Consider the following 24,993-nt stretch of genomic DNA (forward strand, 5'->3'; position numbering starts at 1 on the left):
TCATGAACCGGATGAGCGTGGAGGGCGACGATGTCCGGGCTGGTGGTGCTACGGTCGCACTGCTGGGTGATGAACCCCCAAGTCCGGGCCCAGGGTGTGGCTGGCCGCGCGAATGCGGAGGCGAACAAACCCAGGCAAGCGCATCGAACGGGCGGTCGAAGGGCCGCAAGATTTACCTAAACGAGCGCGTCCGACGACCGCCCGTCTTCCCAACGCTCGTCCAAAGGCCAGACGCGAAAGCGGGCGTGGCGATGATGAAGCGCGTCAGCCACGCACCAAATAGTTCTTGCTTTGTTCTCATTTCCGCAATAGGAATAGTTTCATGAACGGCACGAGTCGCCGGCCTTCGAAACCAGCCTGGAGACAGAGGAATGGAACCGATAGCACGCGCGGATGTGGCGGCTTTCCGGGACGGAGGTTCCGCCATGGCCAACGCAATCATTGACGATAGCGGCATCCGGATCGAAAGCGAACGCCGCCGGGGTCGCGCAGCCGGGATCAATCCGACCGGGCGCTTCGAGCCCGTCACCCGCCACGTCTTCGACGACGGCTGGAGCACCATCGAGGACCTGCCGCCCTTCAAGACAGAGGTGCAGACCGAGCGGCCGCGCACCATAATCACCCGCAACAGTTCGCCGGACATTTCCTTCGACCGGTCCATCAACCCTTATCGCGGTTGCGAGCATGGCTGCGTCTATTGCTTCGCCCGGCCCACCCACAGCTATATGGGCATGTCGCCCGGGCTCGATTTCGAGTCGAAACTGTTCGCCAAGCCCGATGCGGCCAAGCTGCTCGACAAGGAATTGTCGAAGGACGGCTACCAGCCGCGTACCATCGCCATCGGCACCAACACCGACCCCTACCAGCCCATCGAGAAGCAGTTTCGCATCATGCGCGAGATTCTCGAGGTGCTGGAGGCGCGCAAGCATCCCGTCGGCATCGTCACCAAGTCGGCGCTGGTGGTGCGCGACATCGACATCCTCTCGCGCATGGCCGAGCAGGGCTTGGCTAAAGTGGCGCTGTCGGTGACGACGCTCGACCGCATGATCGCGCGCACCATGGAGCCGCGCGCGGCAACGCCGACCCGCCGGCTCGAAGCGATCCGCCAGTTGAGCGACGCTGGCATCCCGGTCGGGGTCATGGTTGCGCCGATCATCCCCGGGCTGACCGATCCCGAGATCGAGCGCATCCTCGATTCGGCACGGGCTGCGGGCGCCACCGAAGCCGGCTACGTCATCCTGCGGCTGCCGCTCGAAGTCAGCCCGATCTTCAAGGACTGGCTGCTGCGTCACTACCCCGATCGCTATCGGCACGTGATGTCGCTGGTGCGCTCGATGCGCGACGGCAAGGACTACGATTCGGAATGGGGCAAGCGCATGAAGGGCGCCGGCCCTTACGCCTGGCAGATCGGCCGCCGCTTCGAGATCACCGCGCGCAAACTTGGCATGAACGTGAAGCACCATCTGCGCAACGACCTGTTCGTGGCGGCCGAGAAGCGGCACGAGCAATTGATGCTGCTTTGACGAACCCGCCCGGGCCGCCTCCCGGCCCAGGCGAAAGTGTATTCCGTCCGGCCTTTCCCCAACCCGCCCGACGGTGCCCTTCCCGGCCTCCGCCCCAATGGGCCCGGAAGGACTTGCGGAGAATCGGGCCTGATGCGACCATTGTCGCACTATGGCTCGCCAGCGTCCCGATTCTCCGCCCCTCTTCGAAATCGTCGAACGTCCCGATTTCTCCGTCGAGAAGCGCGCGATCAAGCGTGGGCAGTGGCCGGTCGCCGGCCTGGACGAAGCCGGGCGCGGCCCCCTTGCGGGCCCCGTGGTTGCCGCCGCCGTGGTGCTCGACCCCAAGCGCATCCCCACCGGCCTCGACGATTCAAAACGCCTTACCTTTGCCCAGCGCGAAGACCTTTTCGCCGAGATCCTCGGCACCGCTCTCGGTGTCGCCATGTCCTCCGTCTGCGCCGAAGGCATCGACCGCAGCGACATCCGCAAGGCGAGCCTGGAGGCCATGCGCCGCGCGCTCATCGGCTTGCCGCTAGCGCCCAAGCTTGCGCTTGCCGACGGCCGCGACGTGCCGCCCGGCCTGCCCTGCCCTGGCGAAGCTCTGGTGAAAGGCGACCAGCGTTCGCAATCCATCGCCGCCGCCTCCATCGTCGCCAAGGTCATGCGCGACCGCATGATGGCCGGCTGCGGCCAGATCGATGCACGCTACGGTTTTGAAATCCACATGGGCTACGCCACCGCCCGCCACCGCGCGGCCATTACCGCCCATGGCGCAGTCACGCGCTGGCACCGCATGTCGTTCTCGCCATTCCGGCTGGGCGGCGAGGAAGCGATTCCCGCGGACGACAACGAGCTGCTCTGAAGACTCATCCGACGCTGCGCTTCTGGCCAGTGCTTAGACGTGGACCACCAGGAGAGCTTCCTGAGCCCTCCATCGCCTTTGCGCATAAGGTCTTCGCTGAGGCTACCTGTGGAGACCCGGCACGAAACCCCGGGCAATAAAAAAGCCGCCGGAAACCGGCGGCCTTCAAAAAATCCCTGACGTTGTAGTCAGTTGAGCTTCGACTTCACCTGCTGCAGCGAAGCCTTGAAGAGGTCCGCGTCAGCCTTGCTGTCGACCTTGCTGGCCAGCAGCGTGCGGGCAGCTTCAACGGCCAGATCGACCGCGCTTGAACGCACTTCGTTGATGGCGTCGCGCTCGGCCTGGCTGATCTTCTGCTCGGCGAGAGCGGCGCGGCGTGCGACGTACTCTTCGGTCTTCGTCTTGGCCTCGGAGACCAGCAGCTCAGCCTCGTGCTTGGCAGCCTCGACGATGTCGGCGGCGTCCTTCTCGGCTTCCTTGCGCTTGCGCTGGAACTCGGCGAGCAGCTGCTGCGCTTCTTCGCGCAGCTTGCGGGCTTCCTCGAGCTCGTTGCGAATGCGGTCCGCACGCGCGTCGAGCGACTTCGAGATCATCCCCGGCACCTTCATGTAGAGGATGACGGCGACGAAAATGATGAGGGCGACTAGGGCCCAGAATGTGGCATCCATGGCCTGCTCCTACTCCTGCGCGGCCTTGACGGCGGCAGCAACGGCAGCCTTGTCGGCCTTGCCGCCGACCAGTTCCTGGACGATTGCGGCAGTGGTGTCTTCCGCGATCGTGCCGACTTCCTTCATCGCGGCAGCCTTGATGGCGGCGATGCGGCCTTCAGCCTCGGCGAGTTTCTGCTCGAGTCCGGCTTCAACCTGCTTGCGCTCAGCCTCGGCATCCGCCTTGGCACCGTCGCGCGCCTGCTGGCCGATCGCATTGGCCTTGGCCTTGGCCTCGGCAAGCTCCTGTTCGTAGGCGGCAACAGCGGCGTCCGCCTCACTCTTCATGAGGGCGGCCTGGTCGAGATCCTGCGCGATGCGATCGCGACGGACTTCCAGGATACCACCGACACGCGGCAGAACCACTCTCTTCAAGAAGATGTAGAACAGGCCAAACGTAATCGCGAGCCACAGGATCTGCGACGGATAGAACGACGGATCGAACGGCGGGAATTTCGCCTCGCTCTCCGCATGCTCCAACGAATGGGTTTCATTCGTCGCCGGAGCCTGCTCCTGCGCGAATGCCGGTGTCACGAACATTTGCTTCCCCTGTTCAACCTATCCGGCCGCAACAGCGCGGCCGGAGATATCGCTCGGTCCAGCAACTCTTACGTGAAGAGGAGCAGCAGAGCGACGAGGAGCGAGAAGATGCCGAGAGCTTCGGTAACGGCGAAGCCGAAAATCAGGCGGCCGAACTGGCCGTCGGCAGCCGACGGGTTGCGCAGCGCGCCCGCCAGGTAGTTACCGAAAATGGTGCCCAGGCCGATGCCTGCACCGCCCATGCCGAGGCAGGCGATGCCCGCACCGATTGCCTTTGCTGCTGCTACTTCCATGTCCAACTCCTTGTGGATCGAAATTCAGTTCAATGCTTACACTTGGCGGGAGGAGGCCCGCCGGCGACTTGTATTAGTGGCCCGGATGCAGGGCGTCGTTGAGGTACATGCAGGTCAGAACCGCAAAGACGTAAGCCTGCAGGAAGGCCACCAGAACCTCGAGGGCAGTGATCGCAACCGTCATGGCGAGCGGCAGGATCGAACCGGCGACGCCAATCGCGCCGAAAGCGCTCAACGAAGCGACGAAGCCCGCAAAAACCTTAAGCGTGATGTGACCGGCCAGCATGTTCGCGAAAAGACGGACGGAGAGGCTGATCGGACGCGAAAGGAACGAAATGATTTCGATGAGCACGACCAGCGGCACGAGAATACCGGGAACGCCGCTTGGCACGAACAGCTTCAGGAAGCCGATGCCGTTCTTCATGAAGCCATAGACGATCACGGTACCGATCACCAACAGCGCCAGCGCGAAGGTGACGATGATCTGGCTGGTGACGGTGAAGAAATACGGGAACAGGCCGAGCAGGTTGGCCACCAGCACGAACATGAACAGCGAGAAGACGAACGGGAAGAATTTCATCCCGTGCGATCCCGCCGCGTCTCGTAACATGGAGGCCACGAACTCGTAGGACATTTCCGAAATCGACTGCAGCCGGCTCGGGATCAGGCCGCGGCTCGACGTCGTCAGAAACAGGAAGGCGCCGGCGACCGCGATCGTGGCGACCATGAAGGCCGACGAATTGGTGAAGGAGAAGTCGTATCCGCCGATTTCGATCGGAATCAACTTCGTGATGTGAAACTGATGGATCGGATCGTTGGACACGCGGCCCCCTTGGTAAAAATTGTGCTCGCAAGCACAGTTGATTCAGTCGTCCGAACCCTTGGGGTGCTTATCTGGCACCTTCTGGCCCGGCTGGGCGACGACACCCGCGGAACGCATGACATTGAGAACGCCGGCAGCGAAGCCCAGGAGCAAAAAGACGATCAAGCCCCATGGCGACGTTCCAGCCCAACGGTCAATCGCCCAGCCCAGTCCGGCACCTACCGCCACCCCTGCGATGAACTCGCTGGACAGCTTCACTGCCTGACCGTATCCGGTCGTCCCGCCCGACTTGGCGCCTCGTTCCCCTTCACTTCCGCTGCGCCGCCTGGTCGCAATTTCTGCGTCAAGCTGGCGCCGGCGGCGCTCGAGGTCGTCGTCACGGAAGTCCGGCTTGTCACTTGTTTCAGGCTCGGACTTGCTGGTTTTGTCTGACCCTTTTTTCATGGTCATCGCAACCTCCTTGCCTGATAAAACGTCGCCGTTCATCCGCTCTAAAGTCGCGGGCAACATAGTTAGGGAGCCTATTCGCGTCAAGCCACGGAATGGCCGCACTCCCGATGTATTTTTTTCAATAATATCAGCAACTTGGGAAAGTGCGACATCCTGCCCGACATGGCGGCGGCCCGCCTACACCCGAATCCGGGCAGAATCCGGGCCAGCCCCCTGCCGTCTCGCAAGCCTTCGGAGAGGAAGTCAGCTCCAGCCGCCACCGTAAGTGCGATAGAAAATGTGGAGGCCGATTCTCTTCATCTTCTCCATGGTGCTGGCCCAGTTGGGGCGCACATAGGCGGCGTAGTAATGCGTCGAGGACGCAACTTCCGGAATAAAGATCTTGCCGGCGGTGACGGCCATCGCGATCTCCTCGGCGATCTTGTAGTGCCGGGGGCTGGTGACGACCTTCTTGCGGCCGTCGCAGGCGAAGGAGAACTGGCAGCGGTTGAGCCAGTCGTCGTTCTGGTAGACGACACCGCAGATCGTGTTCGGATAGGCAGGATTGCGCACGCGGTTCAGGATGACCTGCGCCACGGCCGCCTGCCCCTTCAGGCTTTCGCTTTGCGCCTCGAAGTAGATCGCGGTGGCTAGGCACTTCTGCTCGGGTTTGGAGAAGACGCTGGCCGGCAAGGGATTGCGCATCCAGTCGTGATCGCCATCCACCATTGGCGGAATGTAGCGCCCGGCGGTCGGGCTCTGATCCTTGAGCAGGCTCTCGAAGGGCGACGTCTTGGCGTAGTCGGGTTCAGCCGGCGCATAGGCAGTGGCGAGGATATCCGGCGGGCTATCGTTGACGAGGTTCGCCAGGATCGCCGGCACGCCGGGCGTCCTCTTCGCTTTCTTCTGCTCCTTGGGGTGGAAGGCCGTGGCGATCGCCACTTCCTTGCCTTTGATCGGCGGCTTGGCGAAAGCCATTTTGAGATTGCCGTCGAAGGTGGGCTGCATTAGCGAACTGGTGCGGCCAAGGACCGAGCCAGCATTGAACGCTTTTGGCGGCGCCACGGGCGCCACGTTCACAAGGCGGCCCCGCTTGTCCCGGCGGTTGATGCGCTCTTCATCCGGCACTTCGTTTGCTGCGGCAGATTTGCCGCGAAAGGCAACAGCGCCGATGCCCGGCACATCCATGCCGGCCCCGGACATCGAACCGGTGATGATGTCGCCGTCGGCGAACGGGAACTCGACCGCATGAACCGATCCAGCCACTGAGCTCTGCACGAACGAATTCCAGCGCGCGCCGGGCGCTTCCGCACCCGAGATAAGGCTGCGCATGTCCTGATAGGCGGCCACGGTTGGAAAACCGATCCAGATGCCCAGCCCGATAACGAGAGGAGGAAGGAACGAGCGCTTCCTCGGGCTGGCGGCGGCCAGTTGCGGTGTCGATGAATGTCGATGCACAGAAACTCTCCAGGACGCAAAGCAACCCTCTGGAGAGAGAAACCCGAGCTTCGGCCCGCCTGACGCGCGGCATGGCGCGTCCAGGGCCATGCTCTGAACCCTCTCCGAAACACTCGTTAACCATAAGAAGGCATGGTTAACGGGCACTTAATCGGAGAAGTTTTGGTACTGCTGGAACGGAGGGAGGATCGCCTGCGGGAAGACGTTCCGTTTCGCAGGCATCAAATGTCAGGGGTGACTCAGCGTGCTCGGGACTGGTGAAGCGCGATCTTTTCGATCATCGCGCTGGTCACGCCGGCCTTAGGCGCTCAATTGAGCTTGCGCGTAGCAATAACCACTCCATGCTCGGTCGGGTGCAGCCTGACCGTAAAACCCATTTCGCGGCACATCTCCAGCATCTTGGTGTTTTCGGCCAAAATGATCCCCTCGATCCGCTTCAGACCGTCGGCGGTCGCGTAGTCGATCAAATGCTGGAGCAAGACCCAGCCGACCCCGTGTCCATGCAGATCGCTTCGGACGAGAATGGCATATTCGCCGGTTTCATGATCCGGGTCGGCGTAAATCCGAACGATGCCGGCGGCATCGCCATTGGGCTCCAGCGCAACGAAGGCCATTTCACGGTCATAGTCGAGCTGCGTGAGCCGCAGCAGCGTCTTGTCGGAGAACTGCTTGCGAGGCGCCAGGAACCGCAAGCGGATGTCTTCCGGCGCAATCCGGGCGAAGAAATCCTGATAGAGCGCGATATCAACGGGTTTGATCGGCCGTATGAGATAGTCGATCCCCTTCAGGGAAACGCTCTTTTGCCAGCTGTCGGGATAGGGCCGGATGGCCAATGCGGGGTTCGGGCCAAGACGTTCGACCTGCGAAGGCTCGATTTCCACCCGCGCATCGAGCGCCAGGACGCCTTGGTCGTCGGCCAGCAGCGGATTGATGTCCATCGAGACGATGCAGGGGAAATCGACCACGAGCTGCGACAGGGCGTTGATCGCCAGGCTGATGGCGTGGCGGTCGGCCGGCTTGCGATCGCGATAGCCGGCGAGCAGCCGGCCGATGCGCGTGCGCTCGATCAGGTCCGAGGCGAGCACGTCGTCAAGCGGCGGCAGGGCGATGGCCGTATCGTCGATGACCTCGACCGCCGTGCCGCCCGCGCCAAAGAGGACCACCGGGCCGAAGATCGCATCCTGGCTCACGCCCAGGATCAGCTCCTGCGCATGCCTGCTTTCGATCATCGGCTGCACCGAGAATCCGTCGATGGCGTCGACCAGCCCACGCCTTGCGACGCGCTCCTGGATCGTATCGGCGGCCTTGCGGGCGCCTTCGGCCGTCTCGATGCCAAGCACCACACCGCCGACGTCGGACTTGTGGGTGACGGTGCGGGAAAGCAGCTTCACCACGACCTTGGGCGTTTCCTGCAACAGGCGCTGCGCGGCGGCCTCCACCTCCTGAGGCGAATGGGCGACCACCGTTTCGGGGACGGGAATGCCATAAGCGGCGATGACCGCCTTGGCCTCCGGTTCGGTCAAGAGGCGCCGGCCTTCGGAAGCAACCTTGCGAAAGATCGAGAGCACCTTGTCGCGGTCGCCGGCGATGTCCTCGCTGCGGGTCGACGGCACGCGCATCAGCGCCCTTTGGGCGCGCGACCAGTCGCTGAGATAGGAAACGGCAGTGGCCGCGTCGCTTGGCGTTTCGTAGGTGGCGATGCCGGCTTCTTCCAGTATGGCGCGGCCGGCGCGCGCCGTGTGCTCGCCAAGCCAGGAGGTCAGCACCGGCTTGCCGCCGATCTTTCCGCGCTCCGCCAGCGCAGCGACGGCCTGCGCCGCTTCGGCCGGCGAGGCAAGCCCGGTCGGGCAGTTCATCACCAAAAGCGCATCCACCTGCGAGTCTGCCGCGACCGCCTCGATTGCCGCCCTGTAGCGCTCGGGCGAGGCGTCGCCGATGATGTCGGCCGGATTTGCGCGCGACCATGTCGGCGGCAGCACCTTGTCGAGCCGCGCGATGGTTTCGGCTGAAAGCTCGGCGAGATCGGCCTTGGAATCCATCAGCTGATCCACCGCAAGCACACCGGCCCCACCTCCATTGGTGATGATCCCTACCCTCGCCCGCTCGAGCGGCGCGAAACGGGCGATGGTTTCGGTGGCGTCGAAGAGATCGGCAAGCCCCCGAACCCGCAACACGCCCGCGCGATTCAGCGCCGCCTCGACGACACGATCGGCTCCCGACAACGCGCCGGTGTGCGTGGCGGCGGCCTTGGCGGCCTCGGCATGTCGTCCGGGCTTGATCGCCACGACCGGCTTCAGTCGCGCGGCAGCCCTTGCGGCCGACATGAACTTTCTCGGGCGCGGGATGGATTCAAGATACATGACGATGGCACGCGTGTTCGCATCCCCGGCCAGAAGATCGAGCAGGTCCGCAACGTCGACATCGGCCATGTCGCCCATCGAAACGATATGCGAGAAGCCGATCCTCTTGTCCGCTGCCCAGTCGATCAGCGATGTGGCGATCGCGCCGGACTGCGACAGCAGGGCCACGCCGCCCGGCTTGACCGTCATATGCGCGAAGCTGGCATTGAGCTTTGCCCAGGGCGCCACGAGGCCCACGGAATTGGGCCCGATGATGCGAAACAGGAACGGCTTTGCCGCATCCAGCATGGCCTGCTTGAGGCCGCTCTGGTCGTTGACGCCGGCTGTAATGACGACCGCAACACGCGTGCCCTTCACGCCAAGCTCATGGATGATGCGGGGCACCGTCGGCGGCGGGGTAACCACGACCGCAAGGTCGGGCACCCCCGGCATATCCTTGATGTGCGCGTAACAGGGCCGGCCGGCAATCTCGCGGTGCTTCGGGTTGACCGGCCAGATCTCGCCTTCGAAGCCGCCGCTGACGATATTGCTCATGACCACCCGGCCGACCGATCCCTCGCGATCCGAGGCACCGATGACGGCCACCGACTTGGGGTGGAGCGAAGATTCCAGATTCCGAATCGTCATGTCCGCGCTTTCCTGCAACCCCAGCGAAGCTACAACTGTATTGTGGGGCGTCTTTGCGCTGGGTCAAACCAAGACGGGCCACCACCGTTGTCGTGAGCGAGGTCGACGATGCCGATAAGAAGCGCTGGCATTCTCATGTTCAAGCGGACCGATGGCGGCATCAAGGTCTTGCTTGTGCATCCCGGCGGGCCGTTCTGGAGCAAGAAGGACGCCGGCGCCTGGAGCATTCCCAAGGGCGAATATGACGGCTCGGAAGACGCGGAAGTAGCCGCCCGGCGGGAATTCGCCGAGGAAACGGGCGCAGATGCCAAGGGCAGCCTGCTGCCGCTTGGGACATTGCGCCAGCGCAGCGGCAAGTTGATCACCGGCTTCGCCATGGAAGGCGACTTCGATATCGAGAAGCTGCAAAGCAACAGTTTTGAGTTGGAATGGCCGCCGCGTACCGGGCGCATCCAGTCATTTGCCGAAGTGGACCGAGCGGAATGGTTCACCCTCGACGAGGCTTCGGAGAAAATCTTGCCCGGCCAGCAACCGTTCCTGACGGAGCTGGAGAAGCTGCTGGGTGCAACGCCGTCCGCGGTCTCGTCCCCCGCCGACAAGTGACCAGGATTGCGCCAGATCAAGTCCCGCTGGCCGAAACCCGCTACAATCCTATCCTATCGATGGTGCGAGGCGGCTCCAAACCGCCTGCAAGACCGATATCGCGGGAGCCGAAGGATGATCACCGAGGACCAGCATCGGGCTATCGAATTTCTCAACGACCCGGCTAGCTACGGCCTTTTCGAACCCGTCCAGGTGATGGAAACGCATATCTCGATGATCTTCCTCGTGGGCAATCGCGCCTTCAAGATGAAGCGCGCAGTAAAACTGCCCTATGTCGACTTCTCGACCGCCGACCTGCGCCTTGCCGCATGCGAAAAGGAAGTTGCGCTGAACTCCGTCACGGCCCCGGGCCTCTATCTCGGCGTCCGCCGCATCGCGAGCCGCGAGGATGGAAGCCTTTGCTTCTCTGCCGGAGGGCCCCCGGTCGAGGCAGTGGTCGAGATGGTCCGCTTCGACCAAAGCTGCCTGTTCGACCGGATGGCGGTTTCGGGTACCCTTACGCCTGCCCTGATGACCGAAGTTGCGCGCCAGATTGCGCAGTTTCACGCGACGGCACCTGTCGTCACTGCCGAAAGCGGGTCGGCCAACTTGGCAGGCGTGCTCGACATCAACGAGGCAGGCTTCGCGACCAGCCATGTCTTCGACGCGGAAGAGATAAAATCCTTTGCCGGAAGATTCCGCAAAGCCTTGCAGCGGCACGCACACCATCTCGACCGGCGCGCAGCGGCCAGCAAAATCCGCCGCTGCCATGGCGATCTGCATTTGCGCAACATCTGCCTGTTCGAGGGCGCGCCCCGGCTGTTCGACTGCATCGAGTTCAACGACCAGATCGCCACCGTCGACGTGCTCTACGATCTGGCGTTTTTGCTCATGGACCTCTGGCATCGCGGGCTTCGCCAGTTCGCCAACCTCGTCATGAACCGCTATCTCGATGAGACCGGCGACGAGGACGGCTTCTGCCTGTTGCCCTTCTTCATGGCGGTTCGCGCGGCGGTCCGCGCCCATGTCACGGCAACGCAGGCGCAGGAAGGCGGCGAAAATAGCCAAGCGCTGATCGCAACCGCGCGTTCCTATTTCGAACTGGCGCACAGCCTGCTCGACGAGCAGCCGCCGCGCCTCATCGCCATCGGCGGCTTAAGCGGATCAGGCAAATCAACCGTCGCGGTCGTGCTCTCGCCGGAAATCGGATCGCCGCCCGGCGCACGCCTCCTCGAAAGCGACCGCATCCGCAAGGCAATGTTCGGCGTCGATCCCGAAACTCGCCTCGGGCCGGATGCCTATCAGCCCGACGTATCGGCGAAGGTCTATCGCGCCCTCCGCGAGCGCGCCGGCGCGATACTGTCGAGCGGAGGTTCGGTGGTCGCCGATGCAGTCTTCGACAGGGCCGACAACCGCGCGCTGATGGAAAAGGCGGCGTCGGATCACTCTGTCCGGTTCACGGGCATCTGGCTCGACGCCGATCCCGCCACCCTGTTGAAACGCGTCGAGGCCAGGGTCGGCGGTTCGTCCGACGCGACGGTCGAAGTCCTGAAAGGGCAGTTGGAGCGCGCAAGCGAAAGGATCGATTGGCGGCGGTTGAACGCGGAGCCCCCCGCAGCCGAGACCGCGCGAGAGATTCGGAACCTGCTCGTCTGCGATCCAGAAAGCGCAACGGGCTGAAACCATCCGGCTTCAGCCCGTCGTCAAAATCACGTGCGCTTTTTGGCGCGGCCGGCAAACGGATTGTCCGGCGCCCGCAGCACCATGCGGATCGGCACGCCCGGCATGTCGAAGGATTCGCGCAGGCTGTTCACCAGATAACGCACATAGGACTGAGGCATGGCCTCGGGCCGCGTGCAGGACAGCACAAAACCCGGTGGCCGGGTCTTGGCCTGGGTGATGTACTTGATCTTGAGGCGGCGGCCAGCGACCGCGGGCGGCGGATGGTGCCCCAAAATGCGTTCCAGCCAGCGATTGAGACGCCCGGTGGAGACGCGGCGGTTCCAGACCTGGTGGGTCTTCAGCACCGCGTCCATCAACTTGTCCAGGCCACGCCCGGTCTCGGCCGAAACGGGAACCGCCAGCAGGCCGCGTACCTGCGGCAGCAGCCGGGCGGTTTTCTCGTGCAGGTCGGCCAGCGTTGCCTGCGGGTTCTCGATCAGGTCCCACTTGTTGAAGGCCAGCACCAGCCCCCGCCCCTCGCGGATGATGAGGTCGGCGATCTGCAGGTCCTGCTTCTCGAAGGGAATGGTGGCGTCGAAGACGACGATGACGATCTCGGCGAAACGGATCGCGCGCAGGCCGTCGGCGACCGACAGCTTCTCGAGCTTCTCCTGGACCTTGGCCTTGCGGCGCATGCCGGCGGTGTCGAACAGCCGGATGAGACGGCCGCGCCACTCCCAGTCGACCGAGATCGAATCGCGGGTGATGCCGGCCTCGGGACCGGTCAGCAGCCGCTCCTCGTCGATCAGCGCGTTGATCATCGTCGACTTGCCGGCGTTCGGCCGCCCAACGACGGCGATGCGCATCGGCTTGGTTTCGTCATAGGCGAGTTCGACGTCGGGGTCGGCGATGTCCTCACCGACGAGAACTTCCGTCAGCGGATGATCCTCAGCCTCTTCCTCGTCCTCGCCGAAAGCGCGCTCTTCGCCAATCGCCTCGATGATCGCCTCGCGAAGGTCGGGCATGCCCTGCCCGTGCTCGGCGGAAATCGGGATCGGCTCACCCAAGCCAACTTCCCAGGCTTCCAGCATGCCGCCCTGCGCGCCGCGTGCCTCAGCCTTGTTGGCCACGAGCACGACGGGCTTGCCCGAACGGCGCACGACGTCGGCAAAGGCCTTGTCGTCCGGCATCAGACCAGACTTCGAATCGACCACGAACAGGACGAGATCGGCTTCGTTGATGGCGAGTTCGGTCTGCGCCCGCATGCGGCCCTGCAGCGTCGCGGCTGCAGCCGTCTCGAAGCCGGCGGTGTCGATGACCTCGAAATTCAGATCGTAAAGCTTGGCTGCATGGACGCGGCGGTCGCGCGTCACGCCCGGCGTGTCGTCGACGAGCGCCAGCTTCTTGCCGACAAGGCGGTTGAAAAGCGTGGACTTGCCGACGTTAGGCCGTCCGATGATGGCGACTTTGAAGCTCATCGGACCCTATCAGGACGCCGCGCCCGAACCGCGGATCAGTTCGGACATCATTGTGGCGCGTTCGCGCGCGTTGCGCGGGGCGCCATCATCGGAGGAAATCTGGTTGAACAGCTTCAGCGCGTCGGCGGCCTTGCCTTCCTTCCAGGCGGACAGGCCGAGCGCCTCGCGCGCCGAGCTGCGCAGCGGATTGGTGTCGGCGGTCAGGTCCTCGACCCGCTTGGCGACGTCGGCATAGGAGCCGTGATCGACCAGGATGTAGGCGGCGCGGAGGCGAGCGATGTCGCGCATAATGGACGGAATTGCGGAGTCAGCGGCAACGGCGTCGAACTCCTTCACCGCACCGTCGACGTCGCCCTTGTCGATCAGCACCGTTGCGGCGCGCATACGCGCCAGCACCGGATAGGCGCCATAGCCGTCCTGCTCCAGCGTCTTGAGAGCCGCGAGCGCATCATCCGGCTTGCCGGAATTGGCCAGCGTCAGCGCCTGCAGGAACTCGTCGCCGGAATGGCTGGCCTGCCGTTCGGCCCAGTATTCGTAACCGACGAAGGCCGCCGTGCCGAGCACAACCAGGATCGCGGCCACGATCGCAATCGGGCCGAAACGCTCCCAGATGAGGCGTGCGCGCTCCTGGCGGATTTCCTCATTTACTTCGCGGATGAAACTGTCGTCCGACATTCGCTCAAACCATGTTTGCCCAGACCGGGCTGTTGTGAGCCAGCGTTTTAGCGATATTTCGCCGGCATGGAAGGGGGCGAGGCGGAAAAACGCCGATTGCCATCCGGAGCGGGCGAAAAGACCGGTTCGTTAACCGGTCGGACACCATGATTGCCCGCAACCACGCCACATTCTCGACATATGCCTGCCTGCCTTCATTTTCAGCCAGAACCGGAGCAATGTCAGTAATTTTTCGTGCCTTTACGCTTGCCTGCGTCTCGTTTTCCCTCACTTGTCCGGCATTTGCCGACGAATCTCCCGCGCAGCGGCCGCAATATGTCATCATCTCGTTCGACGGCGCCCATGAACTGGCGCAGTGGCAGCGCAGTCGCAGCCTGGCCGCCCGCACCGGCGCGCGGTTCACCTATTTCCTGTCCTGCGTCTTCCTGCTCAGCCGCGAAAACCGCAACGAATATCACGCGCCGGGAAAATCGGCGGGACGCTCCAATGTCGGCTTTGCCCAATCGAAGGACGAAGTGCGGCAGCGGCTCGCCCAAATCTGGCTCGCGCATTCCGAAGGCCACGACATCGCCAGCCATGCCTGCGGCCATTTCGACGGCAAGGACTGGACCAAGGCCGACTGGCTGAACGAGTTTTCCTCCTTCTCGCGCATCGTGCGCGACGCCTACAAGATCAACGGTATCGAGGGCGAGCCAGAAGGCTGGAAGCAGTTTGCCGAGACCGGCATTTCAGGCTTCCGCGTGCCCTATCTGTCCGACGGCAAGGCGCTCTACTCGGCGCTTTCGGAAAAGAATTTCGCCTACGACGCCAGCGGCATCTCGCGCGGGCCGGCCGAGCCGCAGATGGTCGACGGCATGATGCGCTTTGCGCTGCCGCAGATTCCCGAAGGACCGCAGAAGCGTCCGATCATCGCCATGGACTACAATCTGTTCGTACGCCATTCAGGCGGCATCGAGCGCAAGGACGCCGATGGCGCGTTCGAGAACCGCGCCTATGAAGCCTTCCGCGCGGCCTTCGACCGCGAATACGACGGCAAGCGCGTACCGCTAGGGATGGGGTTTCACTTTACGCTGATGAATGGCGGCGCCTATTGGCGGGCGCTGGAGCGCTTCGCGGGCGAAGTGTGCGTGAAGGCTGACGTCAAATGCGTCAGCTATGCCGACTATCTCGCCGACCAGCGGGCAGCCGGCAAGACCCAGACGGGCAATGTCGGCGGCTGAGCCGCCGACATTTTTCTCTCATCAATAGTGGTCCGTAGCGGCAACCCGCCCTTCGACATAGCGCTGGTCGATGCCCGGCAGCGGCTCACCTTCAAGCGCAGCCTCGAACGTCCGCAGACGCTTGTAGATGGACAAGAGCTCGATGATGGTCGGCCAGGAGTTGACCAGATACTGGAACGACGAAGTCACCTGCGTAAACGCGTTGCTGATCTGGGTCATGAGGCCCAACGTAATCGTGCCGGCAACGAGCGACGGCGCAATCAGGATGATTGAGAAAACGTTGTTGGCCTGCAGATAGAGATAGCGGAAGACGTTGAAATACACGTAGTGGAAGTACATGCGGAAGTAGTTCCGGCGCACATTGCTGAAGAGCTGAGTCAGGGTCATCGGTTGGGCGCGATCGACATGGTCTTCGCCATAGACCAGCTCCTTGCGGTACGCAGCTTCGACGCGCTGATTGCGGAACTGAAGCCCCGGAAGCTTGACGCCAACTACGGCAAGCAGAACTGTTCCGAAAACCGACCAGGCAATAGCCGCCAGCACCAGCGGATCCGGCACTGAGCCAACGATCGGCAGCTCGGTGATGTGCTCGGAAAGGCGTATCAAAAGCGGGGTAAAGGCGATGAGCGTCATGATCGAGTCGATCAGATTACCGCCCAGCCCCTCCACGATCGTCGAAAACCGCATGGAGTCTTCCTGGACACGCTGCGCAGCGCCTTCGATGTGGCGCAGCTTCTGCCAGTTGTGGACATAGAAATCGTTCATCGCCGTCCGCCAACGGAAGACGTAGTGGCTGACGAGGAAGACCGTAAGCGCGCTGATGACGACCGCCACACCCGCGATGCCCATGAAGGTTCCGATCTCCCAGTAGATCGCGCTGGCCTCAGCCTTCACCTTGCCGGAGATTATGTTCTGGATCAGGTCATAGAAAGGCCCATACCAGTTGTTGATCGCGACGCTCACTTGCACCTGGAAGTAGGTGATGAACAGGATGAGCGCCGAGCCGAGGATCGACCAGCGCTGCCAGCGGTGCGGCGAGAACACGCTCCAGAAGGCATAGAACAGGGCCACGCTAACGGCGAAGTAGAGATAGAACCAGAGGAATGGCCCTGACCAGAACACCGAGATACCGACAATTGGCGGTGCGTCAAACGGAGCCGGCGGCATGCCGAACATGGCGCCCAGCCCCTGCCCTCCGAAGTACCAAAGCAGCGTGACAAGGGCTGCCCACAGAGCTGCCGAAATGAAGAACAGTTTCGGCCTTGGGAAAAACGATACAAACACGCGGGTGAGATCCTTGTAGCGCGCGATGCGCTGTTGCGATTGACCGGCATGAAGTCATAGTTCTCCGCGAAAGAAAACGCTGTTCTGCCGGCGCCGTTATGCCCCACAAAACGACAATTGTGGCGATTTTGACGCAAGGGCAAGGTGCGGCGACGCGACAGTTTACCTTTCTTGGTCTCGCGCATACACATTTCGGAGAGACATGCCGGAGACATTTTCATGAACGAGACCGCAGTCGCCACCGTCGGACTCTACGCCGTTCTCAACATGGCAATACTGTTCTGGCTGGTGGTGGCGACGAGCCAGCTCCGGCGTCGCTACAAAGTCTGGATCGGCAATGGCGGCGTGGCTCACCTGGAGCGCGTCATGCGCGGTCACGCCAACGCCATCGAGCACATGCCGATGACGATGTTGCTGCTTCTGATCACGGCGCTTCTGGGAACGTCGGTGGTTGCGCTGCACCTGCTCGGCGTGGCGTTTACGGCCGGGCGCGCGCTGCACGCCTGGCACTTCATCGAAGAAAAGGGCGCCCGCTGGCAGCGGGAAATCGGCTTTGGCCTGAGCGGCCTGGCGACCATCGTGACGATGACCACGCTTCTGGGGCATGCGTTCCGGCTTCTTCTCTGACCTAGGCCTTCCGCAGGCCTAGCGACAGCCTTCCTGCGAAACACCGCCATCCCCAAAGCCGCAGCCACGATTGAACGGCAGGTCGCCGAGTTCGCGTTCGGACATCGCGCCGAGCGCGGGGTGCGCGAGCGGATCGTGGCTCCACGCCGGAAATTCATCCTGAACGCCATCGCCACGCGGGCCGAAAAGCGCATGAATGAGTGAGATAATCTTCATCGCCGTTTCTCCCCTTGACCGCCCACATTTTCGATATTTCGGCCCGCGCAGCAATCGACATTTCGCGATGCCGAGTTTAGAAAATCTGTATGCTGACCCTGAACAACATCCATCTCAACGGGCTGCGCGCGGTGGAAGTGGTCGCGCGGCGCGGCTCACTCTTGAAAGCCGCCGAGGAACTGGGCGTGTCGCCGAGCGCGGTCAGCCAGCAAATAAACCGGACCGAAAAGCAGCTCGGGAGAACGCTGTTCGAGCGCACGCCTGCGGGCCTCGTTCCCACCGAGTTCGGCCTCGCCTTCACCGCGCGCCTCGCTGCCGGCTTCCGCGAACTCGCCCAGGCGGTGTCGCTCGCCGACGACCGCACCGCGAACACGCTGATCGTCTCTGTCGCGCCGGCCTTCGCCTCGCGCTGGCTGGTGCCGCGCCTCAGCCGGTTCTTCAAGCTCCATCCGGAAATCCTGGTTCGCATCGACGCATCGACTCAAATCGTCGATCTTGGCCGCTCGGACGTCGACGTGGCGATACGGCTGGGCGAAGGACACTGGCCGGGCGCGCGTGCCGAGTTGCTACTGCCTATGGAGATCTTTCCCGTCTGCTCGCCGCATATCGCCCGGAAGCTGAAATCGATCGACGATCTCGCCAGAAGCTGGGTGATCATCGACGAAAACAGCATGATCTCATGGGAGAGCTGGTTCCAAGCCGCCGGCGTCGCTCCCGTCATGCCGCAGCAGGGCGCTAGCTTCACCGACCCGATCCTCTGCCTGGAATCGGTGATTGCCGGCCATGGCATCATGCTGGCCTGGCAGTTCCTGGCCGCGGATGCGCTGGCCGACGGCCGGCTCGTTGCGCCCTTCGGCATTTCGGCACAGACCGAGTTCGGGCACTATCTCGTCACCGCGGAAGGCCAGCGCCCGAGCCGCAAGGTCGATTGCTTCCGCAACTGGATCAACGAAGAAGTGAAGACGACAGTGGCCAATATGCGCGCGGCAACACCGCATGCGGCGCCCGGCGGTGGTGTTCAACCAACCTGAACGGCGCTATGACTTTTCGCAAATGACCACAGGAGCAGTTTCGTCATGACCTCCCACACGAGCGCAACCGCCGCAATCGATCCCGTCAAGCTCGACCGTCTGGCCGAGGTGGCGGTGAAAGTCGGCCTGGATCTGCAGCCGGGCCAGGACCTGGTGCTGACCGCGCCGATCTCGGCGCTGTCGCTGGTTCGCCGCATAGCCGAGCATGCCTACAAGGCCGGCGCGGGCATCGTCACCCCGATCTTTTCCGATGACGAGATGACGCTCGCGCGCTACCGCTTCGCGCCCGATTCCAGCTTCGACCGCGCCGAGGGCTGGCTCTACGAAGGCATGGCCAAGGCCTATGCCGGCAACGCCGCGCGCCTTGCCGTGCGCGGCGACAACCCCATGCTGCTGGCGGCCGAAGACCCGGCGAAGGTCTCTCGCGCGAACAGGGCGACCTCGACCGCCTATCGCCCGGCGCTGGAGAAGATCACCGGCTTCGACATCAACTGGAATATCGTCGCCTTCCCGACGCCGGCCTGGGCCAAGCTCGTGTTCCCCAACGAGCCGGAAGACATCGCCGTCGCCAAGCTGGCCGATGCGATCTTCGCCGCCTCGCGCGTCGACAAGGACGATCCGGTCGCGGCCTGGAAGGAGCACAACGCAACGCTCGCCCGCCGCACCGCCTGGCTGAACGGCAAGGCCTTCCACGCCCTGCGCTTCCGTGGCCCGGGCACCGACCTGACGGTGGGGCTGGCGGACGGCCACAAGTGGAACGGCGGCGCGGAGCGGGCCAAGAACGGAATCGTCTGCAACCCCAACATCCCGACCGAGGAAGTGTTCACGACACCGCATGCCCATCGCGTCGAAGGCCATGTGACGAGCACCAAGCCGCTGTCCTATCAGGGCACGCTGATCGACCAGATTTCCGTGCGCTTCGAAGGCGGACGCATCGTCGAGGCGAGTGCTGCGCGCGGCGCGGATGTGCTGAACAAGGTTCTCGACACCGACGAAGGCGCGCGGCGCCTGGGTGAAGTGGCACTGGTGCCGCACTCCTCGCCGATCTCGCGGAGCGGCCTGTTGTTCTACAACACGCTGTTCGACGAAAATGCCGCGAGCCACATCGCGCTCGGCCAGTGCTACGCCACGTGCTTCACCGACAGCAACCTGACGCCGCAGGAGGTCGCCGCGCGCGGCGGCAATTCCAGCCTCATCCATATCGATTGGATGATCGGCTCCGGCCAGATCGACATCGACGGGCTGGACAAGGACGGCAATGCCGAGCCGGTGATGCGCCAGGGCGAATGGGCCTGAAGTCGGCCTCAGCAATCTCGAGCACAAAGGGCGGCACAAGCCGCCCTTTTTCGTTTGGTAGGAAGAGCCCCTGCCCTCAGCCAGCCGCCAGCGCCCGGGCGTAGAGCTCGGGCTTGAAGCCGACGAGGCGCCGGTCGCCAAGGTCGAGCACCGGGCGCTTCACCATCGAAGGCTGCGCCAGCATCAGCGCCATTGCCTTTTCGGCGTCGAGACCTTCCCGGTCGGCATCAGGCAGCTTGCGGAACGTCGTGCCGGCCCGGTTCAGCAGCGTCTCCCAGCCGAGTTCCTCGCACCAGCCGGCAAGGCGCTCGCGATCGAGACCTTCGGTCTTGTAATCGTGGAAGGCATGGGCGACGCCGTGTTCTTCCAGCCAGGCACGCGCCTTCTTCATGGTATCGCAGTTCTTGATGCCATAGATGGTAACGGTCAAAGCAATTCCTCTCGTGACGCCGATGGGTATCCCAGACTTAGCCGCCGAGAGGCCAGTTGCCGAGTATGCGATACCTGCTCGGACCCACTTCGCTGTGGACGATTACATGCGACAGGACGTAGCGGGCCCCGCCCGGATAGACCATCGCTAAACGGAATGTGAACCTTTGAAATCTATTGCCGGGCTAACCGCAGGCGCACCTTGCGGAGCAGCCGATCCGCAGTCGGCAGAATGCCCAGAAGGAACGAAAATGTCCGGAAACCCCGCTGCCACCGACCCCGCCATTGCCCGGCGCCTAGCCTTTGTACGCTTTGATTCCGAAGCGCGTGCGGCCCTCAACGAGGTGAAGCCGGCCATCGAAGCGGCGCTCCCTGCCGCGATGGACAGCTTTTACGGTCACATCGGCGGTTTCGAGGAAGCCCGCCAGTTCTTCGGCGCCAGCCCCCAGAGAATGCAGGCTGCGGCTGGGCGTCAGATCAAGCACTGGAGCGCGATCGCGGGAGCAAATTTCGGCGACGACTACGTGCAGTCGGCCAAGCGGATCGGCAAGATCCATGCGGACATTGGCCTTGAGCCGCGCTGGTATGTCGGCGGCTACACGGTGATCATCGACGAGCTCACTTCGGTCGTGCTCGAGCAACTCTGGCCGAAGGCTCTCGGTATCCAGGCCCCGGGGCGGGAAAGGGCGAGCCGCGCGCTGAGCGCGCTGCTGAAGGCTTCGCTTTTCGACATGGAGCTCGTGATCTCGACCTATCTGGAAGAGTCCGAGCGGCGGCGGCTCGAAGCCGAAGCCGCCCGTGAAAAGGCGGAGAACGAGCAGCGCATGGCGCTGACCTCGCTTGCCGAGGCGATCGACCAGCTTTCCAAGGGCCGCATCAACTATCGGATCGACGGGGTCGATACGCCGACCTACGCCGCTATCCGCGACGACTTCAACCGCGCGATGGAACTGCTTGAGGAAGCCATCGGCCGCATCCATGGAAACTCGGCTGAGATCCGGGACGGCTCTTCCAAGATCGTGCAGGCAGCCGACGATCTGGCTCGCCGCACTGAGCACCAGGCCGCAAGCCTCGAGGAGACGGCAGCCGCCCTCGAAGAGATCTCGCAAGCCACGTCTCAGACCGCCAGCGGCGCGCTGAAGGCCAATGGCGTGGCGCAGGACGCCAAGTCCAGCGCCCAGTCCAGCAGCCAGGCCATGCGCGACCTGATCGTCGCCATGTCGGAGATCGACAGCTCGGCGCAGCAGATTGGCCAGATCGTCTCGCTGATCGACGACATCGCATTCCAGACCAACCTTCTGGCGCTCAACGCCGGCGTCGAGGCCGCCCGTGCAGGTGACGCAGGCAGAGGCTTTGCCGTCGTCGCCTCCGAGGTTCGCAGCCTGGCGCAGCGTTCGGCCGATGCCGCGCGCGAGATCAAGACGCTCATCGCCTCGTCCGGCGACCGCGTCGCGGCCGGCGTCAATCTCGTCGGCCAGACGGGCGACGCGCTTGAAGCGCTTATCAGCAAGGTCTCCGAGATCAGCGTGCTGATCGCCGATATCGCCAACTCGGCCAAGGAACAGTCGATCGGGCTGACCGGGATCAACGAGGCAGTCAACCAGCTCGATCAGGTCACCCAGCAGAACGCGGCCATGGTCGAAGAGACCACGACCGCCTCGCACGCCCTTGCCCTCGAAGCGGAGAACCTGACGACCAGCGTGTCGCATTTCGAGATCTCAAGGCAGATCCCGAGCGAGACCCCGGTCCTGCCGCAGCGGCGGCGGGCCGCGCCCTCGCTGAGGGTCGTCCGCGGCGAAGCCACCAAGCCCACGGCTTCCGCTGACGACGACTGGACCGAGTTCTGAGCCATAGAGCGCAGAGCTTCAAGCATCCGCAACAGCTTTGGAAGCAAAGCCAAAGCTCCTCCGGATCGACATCTAGATGTATCGTCTCGATTCTGTCGCCATAACAGCGCGCATCGAGACGATTCCTTGATGTATTCCGACACCCTGGCGTGATAAGGGTAAGTGATACGAGATGTGAGCCATGGCCCATCCAAGATCACGAAGACGCAAACCAAACAAAGGTGGAATGGCGCTCGGGCGAAACCTGATGGTGCTCGGCGCTATAGTTCTTGCGTTCGGCACTTATGGTGTATTTCGGGGCGCCATGACGCTGAAATGGCCCCACACCGCCGCCACAATTACAAGCGCGGAGCTTTTGCGACAGAGGGGATCGACCAGCACCCAGAACGGCATCCGGGAGGACAGCTGGAACACCTTCCACGTTTTGTATCGCTACACGGTTGGCGATCAGGAATACGTAGGAGGTGGCATCGAGCCTTACGACTATGGCATGCAGAACTCTGCCGGTGCCGTACGGATGGCGGAACGTTATCCGACCGGATCGGTCAGCAACGTCGCCTATGATCCCCGGGACCCGGCAATAGCCTATCTGGAGCCGGGCCCGAGTTCATTTGCATCGATGCTGGCTGGCATCGGATCGTTCATCGCGCTGGTTGGTTTCTGGGTCCGCCGCAAAGCGGCGGCCGGCATCGGCACCATGAACCAGCCAGGCGCGACCGAGGACATCGCCAAAAGCCTCAGCGATCGCAATCGCTTCTGACGAGGCCGTCTCCCGCGAGGAGTTGGTCGGCCGAATCCGGAGAGTGTTTGGGCCGCTGCACCCCCGCACCGCCGAGTATCAGCTCTACGTTAGGTTCCCTTTGAAAAAAGCTTCGAGCCGGGCAATCGCGGGGGTGACGTGCTCATCCTTGTCGTAGAGGCTGACATGGGTCGCGCCATCGATCCAGTACACCTCCTTCGGCTCCCGCGCGGCGATATAGGCCTCGCTAGCCATCCATGAGGTGACGGCTTCGGTGCCGACGATCATCAGCAGCGGGCGCGGCGCGATCATGTCAATGAATCGGAACGCGTCGAAGGAAGCGAGACGATCGACGCTGTTCCAGGTGAAGGCTTTCGCCGAACGCGGATGCCGGGCGCGATCGGTGCGATAATATTCCCAGCCTTCGAAGACATGCCGGCCGCCGGCGCGGGCCTCTTGCTCCGTGGCGGGAAAGATCGGGAACGTGCCCATGTCTTCTCCCCGGGCTTCGGCAGTGCGAGCCGCCGCTGCAGCATCGAGCATGGACTGGATGACTGCGGGAGGCTGCGTGCCGTCCGCGCCATGGCGGAACTGGCGGGCAATATCGACCCCGCTGACGGTCGCCACGGCTTTGATGCGGCGGTCGGTGGCGGCAGCCGAAATCACGTAGCCGCCGGAAGCGCAGATGCCGAGCGCGCCGATCCGGTCCGCGTCGACCGCATGGTGCGCGCTCAGGAAGGAGACGGCGGCCTTGATGTCCTCGACGCGGTGGGCGGGGTCTTCCAGTCCGCGCGGCTCGCCCTCGCTCTCGCCCTGATAGGCAGCGTCGAAGGCAAGGGTGACGTAGCCCAGCCTGGCCAGGCGCTCCGCGTAGCGGCCGGCCGCCTGTTCCTTCACGCCGCTGGCTGGATGGCTGACCACGATCGCAGGATGCCGGCCCTGCACGCCATCGTCGGGAATATAGAGATGGCCGGCAAGCTTCAGGCCGGCGCTGTCGAATCTGACATCTGTCTTCATGGTTCTTCTCCAATCGGCTGGGGTGTGGCGTGAGACGCGTCGGCATCTCACCTGTCCCGATTGGATCAGATCGAGTGCTTCAGGCGGTAGGTTGAAGCTGCCGAATTCATGCACGATCCTGCCAAACTCGACAGTATCGGACACAACGCGATCAATACGTGCTATTTAACGGGCATGGACGCTGTCTTGCTGGCGGAATTGCAGGCGTTGATCGCCCGGCATGCAGTGCCGGATGGATCGGCATTCCGCGCACTGCCAAATGTCACCCTGATGTCGGCCGCAGCCCCCACGCCGCCGATCGCTGACGTGACCGAACCCATGTTCGCCCTGGTGGCACGCGGCACCAAGCGCGTAGCCCTGGCCGACCGGATATTCGACTACAGCACCGGCCAATATCTGATCGTTTCAGTGGATTTGCCGCTGGAGGCGCATGTCGCCGTGGCCACGCCCGAAATGCCCTATCTGGGATTAGGCTTTACGCTAAGGCCTGAGGCGATCGCAGCCTTGCTGCTGGAGGCCGGGACCACGCAATCAACACGGTCCGACCCGCCCGGCATCGCCGTCAGCGACCTCACGAACGACCTCGTCGATCCGGTAATCCGCCTCCTTCGGCTGCTCGATCGTCCAGCCGACATTCCCGTGCTGGCAGCGGCCATGGAGCGCGAGATTCTCTGGCGGCTCATCAACGGCCAACAAGGCAGCATGGTGAGGCAGATCGGGCTGGCGGACAGCCGAATGGCACAAATCGGCCGGGCAATCCGATGGATCCGCAGTCATTATGCCGAGGCCATCCGGATCGAGGAACTGGCGCGCATCTCGGGGATGAGCGTCACGTCCTTTCACCGGCACTTCCGGGGCGTGACATCGATTACCCCCCTCGAATACCAGAAGCAGATACGCCTCCAGACCGCACGCACCAGGCTCATTTCGACGGCAGAGGATGTAGCCGAGGTCGGCTTCGCGGTCGGTTACGACAGTCCGTCTCAGTTCAGCCGGGAATATCGCCGGCAATTCGGACACCCGCCAGGCAGGGACGGCAAGAGGCTGCGCCAATCGAAAGAGGCTGGCGGGACGGCTGAGTGAGATAGCTCGCGAACAGGCCCCAGCTCGAATTCTGCCGTAGGCCGCCGCCTCGCATGGAACCAGTTGCCCGCTCGGCATTTATTGCGGGAGCCGATATTGCAAATCGGTGCATCAGGCATGTCCCGTCGAGCAACCTGCATCACGCCACAAGTTCCATTGAGTTCATTTCACGGAAAGCCAGACCGCAGCATGAACAGAAACTG

At 63.2% G+C, this 24,993-nt stretch carries 24 protein-coding genes; 11 read left to right on the top strand and 13 right to left on the bottom strand.

What is annotated here, in order from left to right; genetic code table 11:
• The first annotated feature begins 371 nt into the window (after positions 1 to 371).
• Together C7I85_RS10520 and C7I85_RS10525 are read left to right on the top strand one after the other, a co-directional pair.
• A complete protein-coding gene (locus C7I85_RS10520; RefSeq protein ID WP_106723911.1) occupies positions 372 to 1,523 on the top strand; it encodes a PA0069 family radical SAM protein in 1,152 nt (383 codons plus the stop codon).
• Positions 1,524 to 1,674: 151 nt separating this feature from the next.
• Positions 1,675 to 2,367, top strand: coding sequence for a ribonuclease HII (locus C7I85_RS10525; RefSeq protein WP_106723912.1), 693 nt, complete (start codon positions 1,675 to 1,677; stop codon positions 2,365 to 2,367).
• Positions 2,368 to 2,555: 188 nt separating this feature from the next.
• On the opposite strand, the gene C7I85_RS10530 is transcribed toward C7I85_RS10525, so the two are convergent.
• The 7 genes from C7I85_RS10530 to C7I85_RS10560 form a co-directional block, all read right to left on the bottom strand.
• Complete coding sequence (locus C7I85_RS10530) at positions 2,556 to 3,035, bottom strand: F0F1 ATP synthase subunit B (RefSeq protein ID WP_106723913.1); 480 nt, start codon at positions 3,033 to 3,035, stop codon at positions 2,556 to 2,558.
• Between the two features lie 9 nt (positions 3,036 to 3,044).
• Positions 3,045 to 3,614, bottom strand: coding sequence for a F0F1 ATP synthase subunit B (locus C7I85_RS10535; protein ID WP_106723914.1), 570 nt, complete (start codon positions 3,612 to 3,614; stop codon positions 3,045 to 3,047).
• Positions 3,615 to 3,682: 68 nt separating this feature from the next.
• Positions 3,683 to 3,907 carry a F0F1 ATP synthase subunit C gene (locus C7I85_RS10540; protein ID WP_106723915.1) on the bottom strand — a complete coding sequence of 75 codons (225 nt, stop codon included), beginning with the start codon at positions 3,905 to 3,907 and terminating at the stop codon, positions 3,683 to 3,685.
• 73 nt (positions 3,908 to 3,980) lie between these two features.
• Positions 3,981 to 4,730, bottom strand: a complete 750-nt coding sequence (locus C7I85_RS10545) for a F0F1 ATP synthase subunit A (RefSeq protein WP_106723916.1) — start codon at positions 4,728 to 4,730, stop codon at positions 3,981 to 3,983.
• A 42-nt stretch (positions 4,731 to 4,772) separates the two neighbouring features.
• Complete coding sequence (locus C7I85_RS10550; protein WP_106724104.1) at positions 4,773 to 5,180, bottom strand: AtpZ/AtpI family protein; 408 nt, start codon at positions 5,178 to 5,180, stop codon at positions 4,773 to 4,775.
• A 243-nt stretch (positions 5,181 to 5,423) separates the two neighbouring features.
• The gene (locus tag C7I85_RS10555) at positions 5,424 to 6,617 is read right to left on the bottom strand and encodes a cell wall hydrolase (protein ID WP_245444880.1); all 1,194 of its coding nucleotides are present in this window, start codon (positions 6,615 to 6,617) and stop codon (positions 5,424 to 5,426) included.
• Positions 6,618 to 6,925: 308 nt separating this feature from the next.
• Entirely contained in the window at positions 6,926 to 9,604 is a 2,679-nt protein-coding gene (locus tag C7I85_RS10560) for a bifunctional acetate--CoA ligase family protein/GNAT family N-acetyltransferase (protein WP_106723918.1), read from the bottom strand.
• A gap of 108 nt (positions 9,605 to 9,712) precedes the next feature.
• Between C7I85_RS10560 and C7I85_RS10565 the strand changes: the two genes are divergently transcribed.
• Both C7I85_RS10565 and C7I85_RS10570 read left to right on the top strand, forming a co-directional pair.
• Entirely contained in the window at positions 9,713 to 10,207 is a 495-nt protein-coding gene (locus C7I85_RS10565) for an NUDIX domain-containing protein (RefSeq protein WP_106723919.1), read from the top strand.
• Between the two features lie 114 nt (positions 10,208 to 10,321).
• Complete coding sequence (locus C7I85_RS10570; protein ID WP_106723920.1) at positions 10,322 to 11,866, top strand: AAA family ATPase; 1,545 nt, start codon at positions 10,322 to 10,324, stop codon at positions 11,864 to 11,866.
• Positions 11,867 to 11,895: 29 nt separating this feature from the next.
• Here C7I85_RS10570 and der read toward each other — a convergent pair whose 3' ends face one another.
• Both der and C7I85_RS10580 read right to left on the bottom strand, forming a co-directional pair.
• Entirely contained in the window at positions 11,896 to 13,326 is a 1,431-nt protein-coding gene (gene der, locus C7I85_RS10575; protein WP_106723921.1) for a ribosome biogenesis GTPase Der, read from the bottom strand.
• A gap of 9 nt (positions 13,327 to 13,335) precedes the next feature.
• Positions 13,336 to 14,001, bottom strand: coding sequence for a tetratricopeptide repeat protein (locus C7I85_RS10580; RefSeq protein ID WP_106723922.1), 666 nt, complete (start codon positions 13,999 to 14,001; stop codon positions 13,336 to 13,338).
• 218 nt (positions 14,002 to 14,219) lie between these two features.
• Between C7I85_RS10580 and C7I85_RS10585 the strand changes: the two genes are divergently transcribed.
• Positions 14,220 to 15,221 carry a polysaccharide deacetylase family protein gene (locus C7I85_RS10585; RefSeq protein WP_106723923.1) on the top strand — a complete coding sequence of 334 codons (1,002 nt, stop codon included), beginning with the start codon at positions 14,220 to 14,222 and terminating at the stop codon, positions 15,219 to 15,221.
• Positions 15,222 to 15,242: 21 nt separating this feature from the next.
• On the opposite strand, the gene sbmA is transcribed toward C7I85_RS10585, so the two are convergent.
• Positions 15,243 to 16,505 carry a peptide antibiotic transporter SbmA gene (gene sbmA, locus C7I85_RS10590; protein WP_106723924.1) on the bottom strand — a complete coding sequence of 421 codons (1,263 nt, stop codon included), beginning with the start codon at positions 16,503 to 16,505 and terminating at the stop codon, positions 15,243 to 15,245.
• Positions 16,506 to 16,724: 219 nt separating this feature from the next.
• On the opposite strand from sbmA, the gene C7I85_RS10595 reads away from it, so the two are divergent.
• A complete protein-coding gene (locus C7I85_RS10595) occupies positions 16,725 to 17,132 on the top strand; it encodes an MAPEG family protein (protein WP_106723925.1) in 408 nt (135 codons plus the stop codon).
• 18 nt (positions 17,133 to 17,150) lie between these two features.
• Here C7I85_RS10595 and C7I85_RS10600 read toward each other — a convergent pair whose 3' ends face one another.
• The gene (locus tag C7I85_RS10600; protein WP_106723926.1) at positions 17,151 to 17,348 is read right to left on the bottom strand and encodes a hypothetical protein; all 198 of its coding nucleotides are present in this window, start codon (positions 17,346 to 17,348) and stop codon (positions 17,151 to 17,153) included.
• 89 nt (positions 17,349 to 17,437) lie between these two features.
• On the opposite strand from C7I85_RS10600, the gene C7I85_RS10605 reads away from it, so the two are divergent.
• Positions 17,438 to 18,379: a LysR substrate-binding domain-containing protein gene (locus C7I85_RS10605; protein WP_106723927.1), complete on the top strand. Its 942-nt coding sequence runs from the start codon at positions 17,438 to 17,440 to the stop codon at positions 18,377 to 18,379.
• 45 nt (positions 18,380 to 18,424) lie between these two features.
• The gene (locus tag C7I85_RS10610) at positions 18,425 to 19,675 is read left to right on the top strand and encodes an aminopeptidase (protein WP_106723928.1); all 1,251 of its coding nucleotides are present in this window, start codon (positions 18,425 to 18,427) and stop codon (positions 19,673 to 19,675) included.
• A 76-nt stretch (positions 19,676 to 19,751) separates the two neighbouring features.
• Here C7I85_RS10610 and C7I85_RS10615 read toward each other — a convergent pair whose 3' ends face one another.
• Positions 19,752 to 20,105 carry an ArsC family reductase gene (locus C7I85_RS10615; RefSeq protein ID WP_106723929.1) on the bottom strand — a complete coding sequence of 118 codons (354 nt, stop codon included), beginning with the start codon at positions 20,103 to 20,105 and terminating at the stop codon, positions 19,752 to 19,754.
• Positions 20,106 to 20,355: 250 nt separating this feature from the next.
• Between C7I85_RS10615 and C7I85_RS10620 the strand changes: the two genes are divergently transcribed.
• The gene (locus tag C7I85_RS10620) at positions 20,356 to 21,951 is read left to right on the top strand and encodes a globin-coupled sensor protein (protein WP_106723930.1); all 1,596 of its coding nucleotides are present in this window, start codon (positions 20,356 to 20,358) and stop codon (positions 21,949 to 21,951) included.
• A 181-nt stretch (positions 21,952 to 22,132) separates the two neighbouring features.
• Positions 22,133 to 22,711, top strand: a complete 579-nt coding sequence (locus C7I85_RS10625) for a DUF3592 domain-containing protein (RefSeq protein WP_106723931.1) — start codon at positions 22,133 to 22,135, stop codon at positions 22,709 to 22,711.
• A gap of 84 nt (positions 22,712 to 22,795) precedes the next feature.
• Here the strand turns inward: C7I85_RS10625 and C7I85_RS10630 are convergent, their stop codons facing one another.
• Positions 22,796 to 23,707 (bottom strand): alpha/beta hydrolase, encoded by a 912-nt coding sequence (locus tag C7I85_RS10630; protein WP_106723932.1) that lies wholly within the window; start codon positions 23,705 to 23,707, stop codon positions 22,796 to 22,798.
• Between the two features lie 108 nt (positions 23,708 to 23,815).
• Here C7I85_RS10630 and C7I85_RS10635 point away from each other — a divergent pair, with 108 nt between their 5' ends.
• The gene (locus C7I85_RS10635; protein ID WP_210203030.1) at positions 23,816 to 24,790 is read left to right on the top strand and encodes an AraC family transcriptional regulator; all 975 of its coding nucleotides are present in this window, start codon (positions 23,816 to 23,818) and stop codon (positions 24,788 to 24,790) included.
• The last annotated feature ends 203 nt before the right edge of the window (positions 24,791 to 24,993 follow it).

This window comes from Pseudaminobacter soli (ex Li et al. 2025) (assembly GCF_003012705.1).
Classification (GTDB): domain Bacteria; phylum Pseudomonadota; class Alphaproteobacteria; order Rhizobiales; family Rhizobiaceae; genus Pseudaminobacter; species Pseudaminobacter soli.

Excerpts from the sequence above, each read along its gene's own strand:
- C7I85_RS10520 (WP_106723911.1), top strand. The coding sequence starts at position 372 with ATGGAACCGATAGCACGCGCGGATGTGGCGGCTTTCCGGGACGGAGGT.
- C7I85_RS10525 (WP_106723912.1), top strand. The coding sequence starts at position 1,675 with ATGGCTCGCCAGCGTCCCGATTCTCCGCCCCTCTTCGAAATCGTCGAA.
- C7I85_RS10530 (WP_106723913.1), bottom strand. The coding sequence starts at position 3,035 with ATGGATGCCACATTCTGGGCCCTAGTCGCCCTCATCATTTTCGTCGCC.
- C7I85_RS10535 (WP_106723914.1), bottom strand. The coding sequence starts at position 3,614 with ATGTTCGTGACACCGGCATTCGCGCAGGAGCAGGCTCCGGCGACGAAT.
- C7I85_RS10540 (WP_106723915.1), bottom strand. The coding sequence starts at position 3,907 with ATGGAAGTAGCAGCAGCAAAGGCAATCGGTGCGGGCATCGCCTGCCTC.
- C7I85_RS10550 (WP_106724104.1), bottom strand. The coding sequence starts at position 5,180 with ATGACCATGAAAAAAGGGTCAGACAAAACCAGCAAGTCCGAGCCTGAA.
- C7I85_RS10560 (WP_106723918.1), bottom strand. The coding sequence starts at position 9,604 with ATGACGATTCGGAATCTGGAATCTTCGCTCCACCCCAAGTCGGTGGCC.
- C7I85_RS10565 (WP_106723919.1), top strand. The coding sequence starts at position 9,713 with ATGCCGATAAGAAGCGCTGGCATTCTCATGTTCAAGCGGACCGATGGC.
- C7I85_RS10570 (WP_106723920.1), top strand. The coding sequence starts at position 10,322 with ATGATCACCGAGGACCAGCATCGGGCTATCGAATTTCTCAACGACCCG.
- der (WP_106723921.1), bottom strand. The coding sequence starts at position 13,326 with ATGAGCTTCAAAGTCGCCATCATCGGACGGCCTAACGTCGGCAAGTCC.
- C7I85_RS10580 (WP_106723922.1), bottom strand. The coding sequence starts at position 14,001 with ATGTCGGACGACAGTTTCATCCGCGAAGTAAATGAGGAAATCCGCCAG.
- C7I85_RS10585 (WP_106723923.1), top strand. The coding sequence starts at position 14,220 with ATGTCAGTAATTTTTCGTGCCTTTACGCTTGCCTGCGTCTCGTTTTCC.
- C7I85_RS10595 (WP_106723925.1), top strand. The coding sequence starts at position 16,725 with ATGAACGAGACCGCAGTCGCCACCGTCGGACTCTACGCCGTTCTCAAC.
- C7I85_RS10600 (WP_106723926.1), bottom strand. The coding sequence starts at position 17,348 with ATGAAGATTATCTCACTCATTCATGCGCTTTTCGGCCCGCGTGGCGAT.
- C7I85_RS10605 (WP_106723927.1), top strand. The coding sequence starts at position 17,438 with ATGCTGACCCTGAACAACATCCATCTCAACGGGCTGCGCGCGGTGGAA.
- C7I85_RS10610 (WP_106723928.1), top strand. The coding sequence starts at position 18,425 with ATGACCTCCCACACGAGCGCAACCGCCGCAATCGATCCCGTCAAGCTC.
- C7I85_RS10620 (WP_106723930.1), top strand. The coding sequence starts at position 20,356 with ATGTCCGGAAACCCCGCTGCCACCGACCCCGCCATTGCCCGGCGCCTA.
- C7I85_RS10625 (WP_106723931.1), top strand. The coding sequence starts at position 22,133 with ATGGCCCATCCAAGATCACGAAGACGCAAACCAAACAAAGGTGGAATG.
- C7I85_RS10630 (WP_106723932.1), bottom strand. The coding sequence starts at position 23,707 with ATGAAGACAGATGTCAGATTCGACAGCGCCGGCCTGAAGCTTGCCGGC.
- C7I85_RS10635 (WP_210203030.1), top strand. The coding sequence starts at position 23,816 with ATGCACGATCCTGCCAAACTCGACAGTATCGGACACAACGCGATCAAT.